This is a genomic window from Armatimonadota bacterium (genome assembly GCA_025059775.1).
GTDB lineage: Bacteria > Sysuimicrobiota > Sysuimicrobiia > Sysuimicrobiales > Sysuimicrobiaceae > Sysuimicrobium.
Genome location: JANXCW010000001.1, coordinates 136,243 through 151,097, shown reverse-complemented (window position 1 = coordinate 151,097; position 14,855 = coordinate 136,243). Strand labels below are relative to the sequence as shown.

Sequence of the window (14,855 nt, the reverse complement as noted above, 5' to 3'; positions counted from 1 at the left end):
CGATACGATCCCTCAAGGAGGAGTGTCAACGCGTGGACCAGGGTACAACACGAGAAGGGCCCGTGCGTCCCCTCGGCGGACCTCCACGTAGACGCGTCGCTCCCGGGGCCGGATCTGGCTCCGTTCCAGCGATGGGAGGTCTTGCGGGTTCTCCGTGCGTCCGTACCCCTCATAGATCACCGCGTTCAGGAACTCCTCATCGTCCCGGAACGCGTACCCCATCTCGCGCTTGATCTCCTCGATCCCCTTCTCCCGCTCCTCCTCTTCCCGCTGCAGGGTTTGCCGGATCTCTTTGGCCCGCTGGCGCCCCAGGATGCGATCCCGAACGATGGGATCCATCTGATCCGCCCCCGATTCCTTTCCGAACCATCCCAGGGCAAACCGGATGACATCATCCGGCACCACCTCGTAACGCCCTCCCGTGGCCACGTTGAAGGCGGCCTGGGTGACCACCATCTGGGCGTACGGGGTGATCATCATGGGATAGCCCAGCTCCCTCCGGACCTGCACCACCTCCTGGAGGACCTCCTCCAGACGGTCCTCCAGCCCCAGTTCCCGGAGCTGGTACCGGAGGTTGGAGAGCACCCCGCCGGGGACCCGGTGCTCGAAATAGCCGAGGTCGAACTCCGAAGGGGCCCCCTCCGGAAACCCGTGGTCCGTCCCGATCTTCCGCAACGCCCTCGATGCGGCCTGGACTTCTTCCAGATCCACCTGGCCGCGCCCCCCGAGGGCCCGGAGGTTCCGGAGGGTACGGAGGATGCTCGGTTGCGCCGTACCACTCGCGAGAGGGGGGATTCCCGTGTGGAGGATCCTCACGCCTGCCCGGATGGCCTCCACGTAGGTCATATCCGCCAGCCCGATGGTGCAGTGGGAGTGCAACTCGAAGGGGACAGATCCGCACGCGTTCTTCATGGCGGGGAGGATCTCCCGCGCCCGTTCCGGAGTCAGGATTCCCCCGAAATCCTTTAGGTAGATGGCGTCCGCGCGGAACCGCAGCGCCCGATGCACCTGCTCCACGTAATAGCCGACCGTGTGCCGGGGAGTGTCGTCATAGGCGATGGCCACCACCACCTGGTACCCCAGCTCCCGGAGGAGGGGAACCATGTAGGGGAAGTCGATTTCGGCCTCGTCCATCCGATTCGGGGTCATCTGCGCACGGTTCAGGGCCTTCGTCTCCGCGATCTTCCGCAGGTACAGGCGGAGGAGGCTCCTGGGCGCCCGGTACTCAAATCCGCGCAGCAGGGTCCCCACCATACAGGCCCGGGGGGTTCGCTGGACGGTCTCGCCCACGAGCCGGCAGACCTCCCACGGGTTGATCCGCAAATCCCGCAGCATCTTGCGGAAGAAGATGGGATTCAGGGGTACCTCCATGGCCCAGAACCCTGCCCGGTCGATGGCGGGTGCCACCTCCCGGAACAGATCCAGGCCGATCCAACTGGCCCACAGGCTCTGAAGCCCGTCCCGCAGGGTGGTGTCCACGAAGTGCACGGGGTCGGGATCCTGGAAGGGGGGGTGCTCCGTGCCAGGCATCCGGTCCATGGCGCTCTGGTTCCGACGTGTGCCTACCGGGCGATCCAGGCGTCCCCGGGCCTCCACCTCGGCCAGGTCCCGCCCTGCAGGTGTCCGGTGTTCCGCACCTGGGGCTGGGCGATATAGACCTTCCGGGGACCGATCATCACCGGGATCACCGTGAGGTCCTGCAGCAGGACCCGGTGCACCAGCTGCAGCTTATGCCGTTGGGGGGTGAGGGTCGTTCGGGATTCCTGCCAGGCCCTCTCCAGCTCCGGTGGCCGTTTCATACTCGCATAGCGTGCGGGAGGATTCGTGAAGAAGAACTCAACCCAGCTGTTGAAGTTGGCCACGTAGCTCATGGTCTCGATCAGAAAGCCACGCCACCCCTTCTGCTGGTATTCCGAAAAACGGGGTCTGTCCACCATTTCCAGCTCCGCCCGAATACCGGCCCTCTCCAGGTACCCCTGGATGGCCGTGGCGATCTCCCGGGAGACCACGGTGGGGTCGAAGATGAGGCGCGTGCGGAAGCCGTCGGGATAGCCCGCTTCCGCGAGCAGGCGACGGGTCCGGGAAGGATCGTACGGGGGAACCGGGGAATCCCGGAAGACGGCCTCGTGGCCGGGATGGGCAATCTGGTTCCACGCCTCGAACACTCCGTAGCCCAAGCCCCTGGCGATGGATTCCCGGTCGATGGCGGAGAACACCGCCTCCCGCACCCTCCGGTCGGCGAGGGGGGAGTCCGCGTTCGCACTGTCAGGGATCAAGGCGATGTTCACGGTGTGCAGGCCGGTGATCAGCTGGAACCTCCCTGTAGCCTTGAGCTCGCTGATGATCACGGGATCGCTGAAGCCGGCCACGTCCAGCTGGCCTGCCAGGAGGGCTGCCTTCAGGGTCTGCTGATCCCGGAAGAACCGCATTTCCAGGCGGTCCAGGTAAGGCTTCCCCCGGTCCCAGTAATCGGGGAACCGGGTGAACTCCGCGAGGGCGTTGGGATCGTACCGGACCACCCGGAAGGGACCGGTGCCCACAGGCTCCCACTGGGCCCGATCCTCCCCCACCCGCTGGATGTGCCGGGGAGACACGATCTCGGTGGATCCGAGCCCGTCCAACCACAGGGGGAGGCCATTGTGCCACTCCGCCAGGTTCAGTCGGACGGTGACGGCGTCCACCACCTCCGCGGATTGCACGATCCCGGGCAGACGGCGCGCTTCGATCTGCTTCTGCAGGTTGAAGCGCATGGCCTCCGCGGTGAGCTCCGTGCCGTCGTGGAAGCGCACCCCCCTGCGGATCCGCAGGAGCATCGCTTTCCGGTCCGGAGAGAGCTCCCATCGCTCCACCAACTGCGGGAAGATGCGCCCACGGGCGTCGCCCCAGAAGGGAGCCTCGAAGACCACGGAAGCCGGGATGGAGCCGTAGATCCCCCGCTTCCAGGGAACCCCAAACGGCCCCCCAGGAGGATCGTCCGCGACCCGAAGCCGACCCCCGCGCTGGGGGGAGGGACTGGCGGCAAGGACACCCGCGGCCAGGAATCCTGCCATTCCCATGCAGGCGAAGACGAGCGTTACAACCCGCCATCTGGGTACCATAGCTCCCCTCCTCCTATTGGTTGTGTGTTCCTCGAACCCCTGCATCCCTGTTCGCATCGTGTCCTCCGTCGTTGGGTCCCTGCATTCAGACCCGGGTTGGGGTGAGGCGGGTGAGGACGCTGCGCAGGCCGACCACCCCGATCAGGGTGAGGACGGCTACCGCGCACACCTCCTCGATCCTCCCCTGGTTCACCAGCACCACGAGCGCCACGGCCAGCACCTGGTTCCCGGGAGCGGCCAGCATGATGGAGGCGCTCACCTCCCGGAGGATGATCAAGAAGCTCAGCAGCCAGGCGGCCACCACCGAGGGCCACAGGAGCGGGAACACCACCTCCCACACCGCCCGTGCTGGACCCACTCCGCACACCCGGGCGCTTTCCTCCAGATCCGGATTGAGCTGGGCGAGGGCGCCCTGCAGGATGCGCACCGCCACAGGGAGGCAGAGGGTGATGTCCGCGATCACGAGGGCCCAGATGGTGCCGTAGAGCCGGAACGGACCCGGCAGGAACGCGAAGACCCACAGGAACCCCAGACCCAGGAGGACACCGGGAACCCCCACCGGAGCCCACGTGGCCAGGTTCACCGCGGTGCGCAGCCCCCTCCGGCCTCGACCGCGCACCAGGAGATAAGCGACTCCCATCCCCAGCGCCACCACCGCGGAAGCGCCCACGAGCCCCACCACCAGGGTGTTCTGCACCGCCTGGGCGAGGTAGCGATCCCGTAACAGGCTGCGGTAGTGGTCCCAGGTAAACCAGTTCTCCCCGAAGACCCCGAGCAGCCGGGAGAGGGATCCCAGGAGCAGAACCAGGGCAGGGAACAGGACCGAGACGGCACCATACAGCCCGCACAGGCCCGCAGCCGCCCACCGCCAGCGGCCGAGCCTGAGCCGGGATTGCCGGTAGCCGCGCCCGCCGATGGCATAGAAAGCCTGGCCCTGTACGGCTTTCCACTGGAGAGCCGTGAGGGGGAGCAGCAGGAGCAGGGCCGTGATCCCGAGGGCGGAGGCCACCTGGTAGTGAGGTCGGGCGCTGTGGTGGATGAGCTCGTAGACGTATACCGCGAAGGTCTTGATCCCGCCGGGCAGTCCGATCAGCAGCGGCCCTTCGAAGGTCTCCACGCCCCGGGCGAGGGCGTAAAGGGCGGAGTTGGAGAGCACGGGGAACATGAGGGGGAGCAGGATGCGCCGCAGCACGATCCCTTGTCCCGCCCCGCTTACCCGGCCGGCCTCCTCCAGGCTGGCATCCATGGCCCGCAGGGGACCGGTGAGGACGCTCACCTGGAACGCCACCCCGTACTGGGCGAGGAACCAGATGAGGCCTTCCCGGGTGTAGATGTTCACGAGGGGAGCCGGAAGGCCCAACAGCTGCCCGAGACGGTTCACCAGCCCTGCCCGGGGCGAGGCCGCGATGCTCCACGCCACCGCCAGCAGGATGGGGGGGATGAAGAGGGGTAAGGTCAGCAGGTTCTCCCACAGGCCCGCCAGCGGGACGTCGGTCCGGGCAATGAACCAGGAGAGGGGAGAGGCGATCAGCAGGCTCAACGCCGTCGCGCCGGAGGCCACCACCAGGGTCTCCAAGAGCACGGAGCGGACCTCGGGATGTCCGAGAGCTGCAAATCCCGCTCCGCTCAAGGCACCCACATCCCCCGGGGGAGCCGTACTCAGACTCCCATACACCAGCATCCCCACGGGGGAGAGCACGAGCACGAGGACGGTGCCACCGAGGGCGATGGGGAACACATTCCTCCCCCCCACCCCCTGCGCACGCCTCCGGAGCGCCGCCCCCGCGAGTTGGAGCGCGGAGGACTTCACCTCCAGCGGCGTCCCCTCCACCGAACCCCCCTCAGGACCGCGTCACGGGGCCGGACCCTACCGATAGATCTCCGCGGCCCGCCGCAGCCACTCCGGGTCCCGCCTGGGATCGTCGATGGTGTCCCACAGCCGGGCTCGGAGGTACGGCCGGACCTCCTCCGCGGCCTGCGCGCCGAGCCCTGCCACCGCGGGGAGGATGTAGTCCTGCGTAAGGCGCAGCTGGATCTCCCGGGAGAGGAAGAACTCCGCGAATAGCCGCGCCGCATTGGGATGTGGGCTGCGGGCCGGGAAGGAGAAGCCAAGATGGACGTACGGTGCTCCTTCCCGCGGGATGAGGAGCTTCACGGGACCGCCCCGGACCCGGGGATAGAGTCCGAGGGCGAAGGGGACCATGGCCGCAAACTCCCCTCGGGCCACCCGGGTGGCCGCGTCCGCGATGGCCCGGGTGAGGAAGGGTCTCTGTTCCGCCAGGGCCTCCTGATAGCGGCGGCCCAGCTGCTTGTAGGCTGCGGCGAAGAACACGTATCCTCCCCCGGGAGCCCGCGGGTCATCCATGATCATCTGCCCCCGCCATCGGGAGTCCAGCAGGTCCATCCAGCTCCGGGGTTCCGCCTCGGGCCGCACGAGGTTCGTGTTGATCAGGATCCCATAGAGCTGCACCAGGGTGGTGAGCGTGTGCTGCCCCAGCCCCCACTCCTCCATCTTCGCCCGCAGCTGCGGGGAGACGCGGACGGCGCTGGGGAGGAACTCGACGGGGCGGAGTACCCCCTCCTCCATCATCGGCCGCACCGTGGAGGGCCCCACCGTCACCAGATCCGCGAGGGGACGCCCTGCCCGCTGCTCCACCCGGATACGCTCGATGGACTCGCTCGCCCGCATGACGGCCACCTCCACCTTGATCCCGTAGGTGGCCTCGAACCGCTCCGCGGCGTACTGCACCGTGGGGACCGCGCCCCCGAACGCGTCGTACACCACGAGGCGACCCTCCCGCTTGGCCGCCTCCACCACCCGCGTCCACTCCATAGCCCGGTCTGCGGGTGCAGCCCATGCGAGCCCTCCGAGGATCCCATAGGCCACCACCGCCCCGACCAGCACGAACCCGGCGAGGCGAAGTCTGACCTCTGCCCGCCCCTGCATGGCACACCCCCTCAGCAGATCTTCCGCACAAAGGTGCTTTGACTGTACAATCTCGGGCCTCGGACATCAACGGGGAGGAGGAATCCCCCATCGGGTTTAATTATGGTTTTTTGTACCATGCGTCCACGGGAACGGGTGCTTGCCGCGCTCCGGAGGCAACGGGTGGATCCTCCGCCCGTGGCCCTGTGGCGGCACTTTCCCGGCGAGGACCAGCGGGCGGAGTCCCTCGCGCGGGCCCATGTGGCGTTCTGGGAGCGGTTCCGGTTTGACCTCCTGAAGGTCACCCCCGCAAGCGGCTATTACGGGGAGGACTGGGGGCTGCGGGCGGCCTACCGGCCCAACCGGGAGGGCGTGCGCACCTACCTTGACCGCCCCATCCAGAAGGCCGCGGACTGGCGGCACCTGCGGTCCCTGGACGTGACCGCGGGTGCCTACGGCCGGGAGCTGCGGGCCTTGAAGCACATTCGGGAGGCGGTGGACCGGGAAGTGCCCGTGCTGGCCACGGTCTTTAGCCCCCTCACGGTGGCCCGCACCCTGTCGGGAAACCAAGCAGTGGTGCGCTACCTCCGGGAGGACCCAGACGCCCTGCACGTGGGCCTGGAGATCATCGCGGACGTCACCGCCCGGTTCGCCGCGGAGTGCCTTGCAGCCGGTGCCGACGGGATTTTCTTTGCCACCCAGATGGCCTGCGCAGAAGCGGTCTCCCAGGAGGAGTACGAGGTCTTCGGCCGGCCCTACGATCTGCGGGTACTGGAAGCCACAGCCTCCGCGGAGATCCTGATCCTGCACCTGCACGGGGAGGGGGTATACTTCGATCTCCTCGCGGACTACCCCGTGCACGCGATCAACTGGCACGACCGCCGCACGCCTCCCTCCCTCCAGGAGGCTCGGAGCCGTACCACGCTCGGTCTCGTGGGCGGGATTGATGAGCGGTCCTTTGCGGACCGTTCCCCGGAGGAGATCGCGGCGGAGGTTCGGGATGCCCTCTCCCAGACGGGCGGGATCGGCCATGTGGTGGCCCCTGGATGCGTGATCCCCGTGGATGCTCCGGAGGCCAACCTCCAGGCCGTGGTTCAGGCAGTTCGAGCCAGGGGGTCCTAGCGTCGCAGGTAAGGAAGTGGGTCCACGGGGAATCCCCGGTAACGCACCTCGAAGTGCAGGTGAGGACCGGTGCTCCGGCCCGTGGAACCCACCTCTCCGAGGATGGCCCCGCCCCGCACGCGGTCGCCGGGCCGCACGTGGAGAGTTCTGAGGTGGGCGTAGAGGGTGTGCCAGTCCTGTCCGTGGGCCAGCACCACCACTAGCCCGTACGCCCCTGCCCACCCAGCGAACACCACGGTTCCCTCCGCCCGCGCGGCCACGGGAGCGCCTTCCGGGGCCGCGATGTCCAGCCCCCAGTGGACCTTCCACCCTTCCCCGAAGGGGTCTGTGCGCCAGCCGTAGCCGGAGGCGATGGTGCCGACCACCGGAAGCCACAGGGACTGCCCGGACGCCTGCGAGGCGAGGAGCGCCAGGAGCACGCATCCCAAAGTCGTTCGGCCTACCCAGAACCGCATGGCCCTTCCCGCATGGAACGGGTGTCAGGGCATGGCTCAAGCAACTTCCATGCCAGGGCCTAAAAGCGCTGCCCCGGTACGGGGGGGCGGGGCGTGAGGGGACCTGGGCCGGGTGCGGGCTGCAGGGGGTAAAACTCCTGAGGCCCGGAGGGAAGCCCGTTGCGGTCCCACCCGGGGCCGGGCCGCATCTCGTAGAACCGGCCGTTGTAGAAGAGATAGACCTTCGTCTCGCACTCCTGGGAGCCCTGACCCGGCTGGGGCTGCTGACCGGGGAGCTGGCGGCCCGGGCCGGGGATGGGGACGAGCTCCTGGAGCATGGGGGCCTGGACGAGGGAGGCGGGGACCATCGCCGGTGGGGTACCCATCCGGGCCCACAAAGCTCCCACGAGGACCCCGACCGCAAACACAAGGCCTCCCCCTACCGCCATCCACACCTTTGCCCGGGTCTGCATACTCCGCCTCCGCACAGGCCTGCACGCTCAGTGTACCACCCTTTCCCGTCACGGGCATGTGAACTCCCGGAAGAGGGGGTGGCCGCGCCCGGAGCGAATAAAACCGTTAAAACCGTCCGGAGAAGCCCGTGGCGGTGTGGGTGGCCGCGATCTTGCTCTTCGTTTCGTGGATCCCAATTTCCGGCGATACGGTGCGGATCCCGCTCATCCGTGCGCAGGCCACCGTCCCTGGGGGGATGCCCGCGCCGCGGTATTACCGGATCCTGTTCGGTCCTGTCCCCGACCTCTCCCGGGTGGAGGCCTTCGCGGACCTGTTGCGCCGCGCCTACGGGATTGTGGGACGGGTGGGAGTGCGGACACGGGTAGCCGGGTACCACGTTCTCTCCGTCCCCCTTCCCTCCCGGTCCGCGGCGGAGCAGCGGGCGGTGCTGCTGAGTTCCCTCGGGATCCCCTCCGAGGTGGTGCGGGCGGGGGCCGTCTACCGGGTCCGGTCCGGCACCTTCCGCACGGCTCCTGAGGCCGAGATGAGGCGCCGACAGGTGCAGCGGTACGGGTTTGTGGCGGTGGTGGATCCCCTGACCGTGCAGGTCTACACCCTGGTGGTGCACCACGTGCCGGAGCGCGTGGCCGGGGAGGTGGCGCGGCGGGTACGGGCGGACGGGTTCGAGGTACGGCTCCTACCGGAGCCCTAGCCGGGGGATCTCAGAATGGATCGGTGGACGAGAAAGCTGAGCAAACTCCTACATCCTCCCCGCCTCTCCGTCTCCCCGCCGGGCGAGAGGCGGCACGTCCTGGTGATCGGCCACGCGCTACCCCCAGGGTGGGAGGAGGCGCTGGGTACCCTCTGGACCCTGCGGACCACGGCGGATGTGGAGGAAGCCCTGGAGCTGGTACGCTTCGAGGACTACGAGCTCATCCTGATCACCGTGGGAGGGCTCGCTGTCCGCCCTTCCGATCTTGTGGCCACCCTCCGCGCCTACCGCGGCACACCCATCCTGGTGGTGGGGGAGGAGGGCCAGCGGGATCTCCTCGCGGAGGCGCTTCGGACCGGTGCGGATGACTACCTGCCTGCGGATCAACCCACCGCGGAGGTTCTGCTCCTTCTGAACCATGCCCTTGCCCGTCACCGCCTCCTCTGGGAAACCGGAACGTCTCCGCAGGCCCAGCGGGATTTCCTCACGGGCCTGCTGACCGCCGAGGCATTCCAGCAGGTCTACCGCTCCGCCGTGGCCCGCAGCCGGCGGTTCGGGGAGCGGCTTGGGGTGATCCGGGTGGATCTTCGCAACCTGGCGGGAATCTACGCGGCCTACGGGGCCCGCTTGGGCGACAGGCTGGTGCAGGAGGTGGCCCGGCTCTTGCGGGAGCACGTCCGCAAGACGGACACCGTGGCCCGTCTGGAGCGGGATCGGTTTGTCCTGCTGCTCCCGGGCACCACCCGGGAGCGGACCGAGCGGGTCGCGGATCAGATCCGCCTGGCCGCCTCCCACCTGCGGCTCCCGGAGCACCCGGATCTCCGGGTCTCGCTGCAGGTGGGGTGGGCGACCTCGGAGGGAGAGGAGGATCCTCTGCTGGCGGCAGAGCGGACCCTCCGGCAAGCCGTATAGGCCTAGCGGGCCTGCCGGATCTCCTCCACCGCCTGCGGGTTCTCCAGGCCCGAGAGATCTCCTGGATCCTGTCCCAGGTAGGCGGCCCGGATCACCCGCCGCATGATCTTGGCGTTGCGGGTTCTGGGGAGTTCCCGCGCGAACCGAATCTCTTCGGGGATGAGCGCTTTCCCGAGTCGGTCCGCCACCTCCCTCCGCAGCTCCTCCCGCAGCGGGTCCGTGGGTTCGTACCCGGGCCGAAGGACCACGAAGCAAACCACCGCCTCGCCCTTGAGCGGATGCGGTACCCCGATGGCCGCGGCCTCGCTCACCGCAGGGTGCGCGGTGAGGGCGGATTCCACCTCCGCGGGGCCCACCCTCTTCCCGGCCACCTTGATGGTGTCGTCGGATCGCCCCAGGATGTACCAGAACCCATCCACGTCCCGCACCGCCCAGTCCCCATGCACCCATACTCCGGGCCACCGGGACCAGTAGGTCTCCAGGTACCGCTGGGGGTCCCGCCAAAACCCCCGGGTCATCCCGGGCCAGGGCTTGGTGACCACCAGTTCCCCAACCTCCCCCGGGCCCACGGGACGGCCCTCCGGGTCATAGATGTCCGCGGCGATCCCCAGACACGGTCCGGTGAACGCGCATGGCCGGCACGGGTGGATCACCGTGCCCGCCACGATCCCTCCCGAGACCTCGGTCCCTCCCGAGTAGTTGATGATGGGACAGCGGCCTCTTCCCACGTGGTGGAAGTACCAGAGGTACGGCTCCGGGTTCCACGGCTCCCCGGTGGAGCCCAGGATCCGCAGGGAACCGAGATCCGCTTTGCGCACGGGTTCCTCGCCGTACCGCAGGAGGGCCCGCACCGCGGTGGGGGCCAACCCCAGGATGCTCACCCGGTGCCGATCCACGATCTCCCACAGCCGACCCGGATGGGGGTGGTCCACCGCCCCTTCGTAGAGCACCAAGGTGGCGCCGAGGGAGAGGATCCCAAAGACCTCCCACGGCCCCATCATCCACCCCATGTCCGTGAGCCAGAACATCACATCGTCTTCCTGGACATCGAAGTGAAAGGCCATGTCCTGAGCCGCCTTGATGGGGAAGCCCGCGTGCACGTGCACGGTCCCCTTGGGGCGGCCCGTGGTGCCCGAGGTGTAGATGATCATGAAGGGATCCTCGCTGTCCATGATCTCCGTGGGGACGTCCTCGGGTGCGTCGGAGGTGGCCTCGTGCCACCACACGTCCCGGCCCGTCTGCCATCCCTCCGCCTCGCCGAGGCGCCGGACCACGAGAAGATGCTGCACGCTCGGGCACCGCCGCGCGGCCTCGTCCGCCACCGGCAGCATCCGAACCCGCTGGCCTCGCCGGAGGAAACCATCCGCGGTGACGAGGACCTTCGCCTCGCAGTCCTGGATCCGGGCCGCCAGAGCCTCCGATCCGAATCCGGAGAAGATCGGGGTAAAGACCGCGCCGATCTTCGCGCACGCCAGAGCGACCACCGCCACCTCCGGGATCATGGGGAGGTAGAGGGCCACCCGGTCGCCCCGACCCACGCCCAGCTGCCGCAGGGCCCAGCCCGCCCGGCACACCTCCCTGTAGAGCTCCCGATAGGTGAGGGTTCGGACCTCCCCGCCCTCACCTTCCCACCGCAGGGCGATCTTCCCCGCGAGGGGGCTGGCGCGATGCTTGTCCACGCAGTTGTGCACCAGGTTCAGCTTGCCCGCTACGAACCAGCGGGGCCACGCAATCCCCCGGGAGGTGTCCAGCACCTCCGCGTAGGGTTGGTACCACTCCACGCGCATCTCCGCCAGCGCCGCATTCCAGAACCACGTGAGGTCCTCGATGCTCCGTCGGTAGAGTTCCTCGTAGCTGGTGAACCCGTGCGCCTGTAGGAACCGGTGGAGGCGGCTCCGCTCCACCACCTCCTGGGTGGGCCGCCAGACGATCTCCCGTCCCAGCACGGAAGTCCCCAACCCGACCACCTCCCCTCAGGTTTTCCCCGTCCTCAGGCGCTCTCCTCCTCGTCCGGAAGGCGGGGCGCTACCATGGATCCCGTGGATTCCCTGGAACGCCTGGCAGAGGAGATCGTCGCCTGCTGCCGGTGCCCGCGCCTCGTGGCCCACCGGGAGGCGGTGGCCCACGGCCCGAGGGCCTATCCGGGATGGACGTACTGGGCGAGGCCGGTTCCCGGGTTCGGGGACCCCCGGGCGCGGCTGCTGGTGGTGGGACTTGCACCCGCGGCCCACGGCGCCAATCGGACAGGGAGGATGTTCACGGGGGATCTGCCCAACGGGGCTTCCGTTTGGCTTCTGCGGGCCCTGTACCGGGCGGGGTTCGCGAACCAGCCCCATAGCCTTCATCGCCAGGACGGGCTGCGCCTCCGGGACGCCTACCTCACCGCCGCGGTACGGTGCGCACCGCCCCGGAACCGGCCACTCCCGGAGGAGTTCGACAGATGTTTTCCCTTTTTCGAGCGGGAGTTTCGGCTGCTGCCACGGGTTCGGGTGGTGGTAGCCCTGGGGCAGGTGGCCTTCTGGACCGTTCTGCGCCTGTACGGCCGGTTGGGGGTTTCTCTCCCCCGCCCGCGGCCTCAGTTCGCCCACGGCGCCCTCTACCGGTTCGGGGGAGAGGTTCTGGGCCGGCCCGTGCCCGCGGTGCTGTGTACCTATCATCCGAGCCGGCAGAACACCAACACGGGCCGGCTTACGGAGCGGATGCTGGATGGGATCTTTGCCCAAGCCCGCGCCCTGGTGGAGGAGACGTGACGGACGAGGCGCTGATGCGGGAGGCCCTCCTGGAGGCTCGGCGGGCGGCCGCCTACGGGGAGGTGCCCGTGGGGTGCGTGGTGGCACGCGATGGCCGCATCCTTGCCCGGGCCCATGATCGCCGGGAGAGTCTGCGGGACCCCACGGCCCACGCGGAGATCCTGGCGCTCCGGGAGGCCGCGAGATTTCTGGGCTCGTGGCGGCTGGAGGGCTGCACGCTCGCGGTCACCGTGGAGCCGTGCGCCATGTGCGCGGGAGCCATCGTCCTGGCCCGCGTTGCCCGACTGGTGTACGGCGCGGGGAGCCCGAAAAGCGGCGCGGTGCGGAGCCTCTTCCGCATCTGCGAGGACCCCCGCCTGAACCACCGGGTGGAGGTCATCCCCGGGGTCCTGGCGGAGGAGGCGGCCCAGCTCCTTCAGGCGTTCTTCGGCGGTCTGCGCAGGCCGCGGTGATCCCTACCGCACGGTGATGGGAAGCATGACCGCCTCCCCCCCAACCGCCCACGGTGTGCGCACCAACTCGGAGGGGTAGCGCTGGAGCTGGAAAAACCGGCGGGCCGGATTCTGGGCGGGTGGGGTGTCCGCGGGGAGGAGCTGCACGACCACGTCCGTGTTGCGGCCAAGGGTCTCGAACGCCGTGACCTCCTCCTCCAGACGCTCGAAGCTAGGCCCCTCAGGCTGCGGGCCGGTCCCCGCGAGGAGCCCTGCGGGGGTCACCACGAGCCGGGCGCTCCCCCGGGGGAAGTCCGGGGGGATTGGGAGTTCCGCGGTGCGCTCCTCCGGCCGACCCCCCGTAGGCCGAAGGAGCAGCTTCACCCGGAGGGTCTCTCCTACCGCGACCGTGCGCTCCGGCGCCTCCACATCCACCAGGGTCGCGGTGCGGGCCGCCCGGGTGAGCTTCACCTCCAGGCGCAGATCCACGGGCCGCACCGCGTCATCGGGTCGAAACACCAAGCGCAGGGCCCCGGAGACATCGGGGAGTACCGCGGCAGGCGCGTTCGTGGGGCTGTAGACCACGTGGGCGCGCACCGCCTCCCGCGGAAGCCCGACCCCCCGGATGCGTACGGTGACCTCCGCGGTCCCCTCTCCCCCGGCATCCCACCCCCGCTGGACGGCGCTCAGCACCACGGAAGGCACCAGGAGCCGGGCGAGATCCCGCCTCGACACCACCTGCATGCGCAGGGTGCGGGACCGCCCGCTTTCCACATCCGTGGTGGTGACCTGCACGGAGAACACGGGAGGGACGACGCCGATCTCTCCTCCGATGGCGGCCCGCCGATCCTGACGCACCACGCCCACCACGGTCCCCAGATCTCCCAGCTTGAAGGGCAGGACCGTGCTGCGGACCACGGTGTGCACGTAGGCAGGGGTGAGGAGGTAACGGGCCTCCCCCATGCCGAGCACGGGGTGGCCGAAGGCCAGGAAGCGACGACCCCTCCGGTATGTGAGGGTGCCGATGGCCGCGATGGAGACATCTCCCTGTACGAGGGCCACCCCGATGGCGCTGCCCGGCACCAGCGGCGTCTCGAACACACGGGACTTCACCGGAGCCTGGACCGGAAGCACGGGGTAGGATTCCAGGGCCTGCTGGAGCATCCGGAGGGCCTGCCCATCTATACCGGAGACCAGGAGCGGGGTGACCACGGGCGTCATGGCCGCCACCGGCCCGCCTGCGGCATTGATCCGACGCGCCGCAAAGGGGTCTTCCACCAGGACCACGGAGCGCACCGTGCGGCCCCCAATCCGCACGGGTCGATCCAGGACGACGGGGCCATGGGGTATGATGTCCCTTTGGAGCACCTCCAGCATGGCCCCGATAGGCGTGAATAGGCCGAGGTCGCTGTCGGGCCCCGCGGAGGCATATCCGTAGGAGAGCGCCCCCGCGATCCGCCCCTGGAGGTACATGGGGCTCCCGCTCATCCCCGCGGCGATCCCGCCGGACCGCCGGATGAGGGGGCCGAAAGCTCGGAACAGCACGAGCGGGAACCCAGGACCTCGGGTCACCCCCAGCACCTCAAACGCGAACTCCTCCACCCGGGTACCCGAGACCACCGTGCGCCCTATTCCCCGCATCCCGGGCCGGATGCGCTCCACGGGAAAGATCTCCCCCTCAGGGTGGGCCGCCACCGACCCCGCCACCGTCAGGACCGCGAGCCCAACCAGGATTCCCCTTCGCACCACGCCATCACCTCGAAACAGATTCATCATGGGTCACCCCCGCCCGCGGCGCAACGAGGGAGGAGGGCGCGGTGGGTCCGAAGAAGAAACTTGAATCGGAGGAGGGAGAGGACCATGCGGACCAGACGGGGAATACGGCTGGGAAGTACGGTCCTGGTGGCGTTCCTGCTCGCGGGCACGGCGATCTCCGGCCCCACCATGCGCCGGATCTCCATCGCCACGGGCGGGACCGGTGGGGTGTACTTCGTACTGGGCGGCGGACTTGCCCGGC

The 14,855-nt window shown here is 68.9% G+C and carries 13 protein-coding genes; 5 read left to right on the top strand and 8 right to left on the bottom strand.

Translation table 11 applies throughout. The features are described from left to right. Nucleotides 1–12 precede the first annotated feature (12 nt). The 4 genes from N0A24_00755 to N0A24_00740 all read right to left on the bottom strand — a co-directional run bounded on the left by N0A24_00755 (nt 13) and on the right by N0A24_00740 (nt 6,045). Entirely contained in the window at nt 13–1,539 is a 1,527-nt protein-coding gene (locus tag N0A24_00755) for a hypothetical protein (protein ID MCS7171941.1), read from the bottom strand. Nucleotides 1,540–1,562: 23 nt separating this feature from the next. Further along, nucleotides 1,563–3,098, bottom strand: coding sequence for an ABC transporter substrate-binding protein (locus N0A24_00750; protein MCS7171940.1), 1,536 nt, complete (start codon nt 3,096–3,098; stop codon nt 1,563–1,565). 85 nt (nt 3,099–3,183) lie between these two features. Next, nucleotides 3,184–4,929 carry an iron ABC transporter permease gene (locus N0A24_00745; protein ID MCS7171939.1) on the bottom strand — a complete coding sequence of 582 codons (1,746 nt, stop codon included), beginning with the start codon at nt 4,927–4,929 and terminating at the stop codon, nt 3,184–3,186. Nucleotides 4,930–4,965: 36 nt separating this feature from the next. After that, complete coding sequence (locus N0A24_00740) at nt 4,966–6,045, bottom strand: extracellular solute-binding protein (protein MCS7171938.1); 1,080 nt, start codon at nt 6,043–6,045, stop codon at nt 4,966–4,968. A 117-nt stretch (nt 6,046–6,162) separates the two neighbouring features. Here N0A24_00740 and N0A24_00735 point away from each other — a divergent pair, with 117 nt between their 5' ends. Next, nucleotides 6,163–7,146, top strand: coding sequence for a uroporphyrinogen decarboxylase (locus tag N0A24_00735; GenBank protein ID MCS7171937.1), 984 nt, complete (start codon nt 6,163–6,165; stop codon nt 7,144–7,146). On the opposite strand, the gene N0A24_00730 is transcribed toward N0A24_00735, so the two are convergent. Then, the gene (locus N0A24_00730) at nt 7,143–7,601 is read right to left on the bottom strand and encodes a M23 family metallopeptidase (GenBank protein ID MCS7171936.1); all 459 of its coding nucleotides are present in this window, start codon (nt 7,599–7,601) and stop codon (nt 7,143–7,145) included. The two genes, N0A24_00735 and N0A24_00730, sit on opposite strands and share 4 nt — an antisense overlap. 59 nt (nt 7,602–7,660) lie before the next feature. Continuing rightward, nucleotides 7,661–8,053: a hypothetical protein gene (locus N0A24_00725; GenBank protein MCS7171935.1), complete on the bottom strand. Its 393-nt coding sequence runs from the start codon at nt 8,051–8,053 to the stop codon at nt 7,661–7,663. A 128-nt stretch (nt 8,054–8,181) separates the two neighbouring features. Here N0A24_00725 and N0A24_00720 point away from each other — a divergent pair, with 128 nt between their 5' ends. Then, nucleotides 8,182–8,745 carry an SPOR domain-containing protein gene (locus N0A24_00720; protein ID MCS7171934.1) on the top strand — a complete coding sequence of 188 codons (564 nt, stop codon included), beginning with the start codon at nt 8,182–8,184 and terminating at the stop codon, nt 8,743–8,745. Nucleotides 8,746–8,760: 15 nt separating this feature from the next. After that, a complete protein-coding gene (locus N0A24_00715) occupies nt 8,761–9,657 on the top strand; it encodes a GGDEF domain-containing response regulator (protein MCS7171933.1) in 897 nt (298 codons plus the stop codon). 2 nt (nt 9,658–9,659) lie between these two features. Here N0A24_00715 and N0A24_00710 read toward each other — a convergent pair whose 3' ends face one another. Then, on the bottom strand, nt 9,660–11,615 hold the full coding sequence (locus N0A24_00710; protein ID MCS7171932.1) for an acetate--CoA ligase: 1,956 nt from the start codon (nt 11,613–11,615) through the stop codon (nt 9,660–9,662). A gap of 72 nt (nt 11,616–11,687) precedes the next feature. Here N0A24_00710 and N0A24_00705 point away from each other — a divergent pair, with 72 nt between their 5' ends. After that, on the top strand, nt 11,688–12,407 hold the full coding sequence (locus tag N0A24_00705; protein MCS7171931.1) for a uracil-DNA glycosylase: 720 nt from the start codon (nt 11,688–11,690) through the stop codon (nt 12,405–12,407). A gap of 14 nt (nt 12,408–12,421) precedes the next feature. Further along, on the top strand, nt 12,422–12,859 hold the full coding sequence (gene tadA / locus N0A24_00700) for a tRNA adenosine(34) deaminase TadA (GenBank protein MCS7171930.1): 438 nt from the start codon (nt 12,422–12,424) through the stop codon (nt 12,857–12,859). 3 nt (nt 12,860–12,862) lie between these two features. Here the strand turns inward: tadA and N0A24_00695 are convergent, their stop codons facing one another. Beyond that, a complete protein-coding gene (locus N0A24_00695) occupies nt 12,863–14,614 on the bottom strand; it encodes a hypothetical protein (GenBank protein ID MCS7171929.1) in 1,752 nt (583 codons plus the stop codon). Between the last annotated feature and the right edge of the window lie 241 nt (nt 14,615–14,855).

Coding starts and splice junctions, on each gene's coding strand:
- N0A24_00730 (MCS7171936.1), bottom strand. CDS start 7,601: ATGCGGTTCTGGGTAGGCCGAACGACTTTGGGATGCGTGCTCCTGGCG.
- N0A24_00725 (MCS7171935.1), bottom strand. CDS start 8,053: ATGCAGACCCGGGCAAAGGTGTGGATGGCGGTAGGGGGAGGCCTTGTG.
- N0A24_00715 (MCS7171933.1), top strand. CDS start 8,761: ATGGATCGGTGGACGAGAAAGCTGAGCAAACTCCTACATCCTCCCCGC.
- N0A24_00740 (MCS7171938.1), bottom strand. CDS start 6,045: ATGCAGGGGCGGGCAGAGGTCAGACTTCGCCTCGCCGGGTTCGTGCTG.
- N0A24_00705 (MCS7171931.1), top strand. CDS start 11,688: ATGGATCCCGTGGATTCCCTGGAACGCCTGGCAGAGGAGATCGTCGCC.
- N0A24_00735 (MCS7171937.1), top strand. CDS start 6,163: ATGCGTCCACGGGAACGGGTGCTTGCCGCGCTCCGGAGGCAACGGGTG.
- N0A24_00755 (MCS7171941.1), bottom strand. CDS start 1,539: ATGGACCGGATGCCTGGCACGGAGCACCCCCCCTTCCAGGATCCCGAC.
- N0A24_00695 (MCS7171929.1), bottom strand. CDS start 14,614: ATGATGAATCTGTTTCGAGGTGATGGCGTGGTGCGAAGGGGAATCCTG.
- tadA (MCS7171930.1), top strand. CDS start 12,422: ATGCGGGAGGCCCTCCTGGAGGCTCGGCGGGCGGCCGCCTACGGGGAG.
- N0A24_00750 (MCS7171940.1), bottom strand. CDS start 3,098: ATGGTACCCAGATGGCGGGTTGTAACGCTCGTCTTCGCCTGCATGGGA.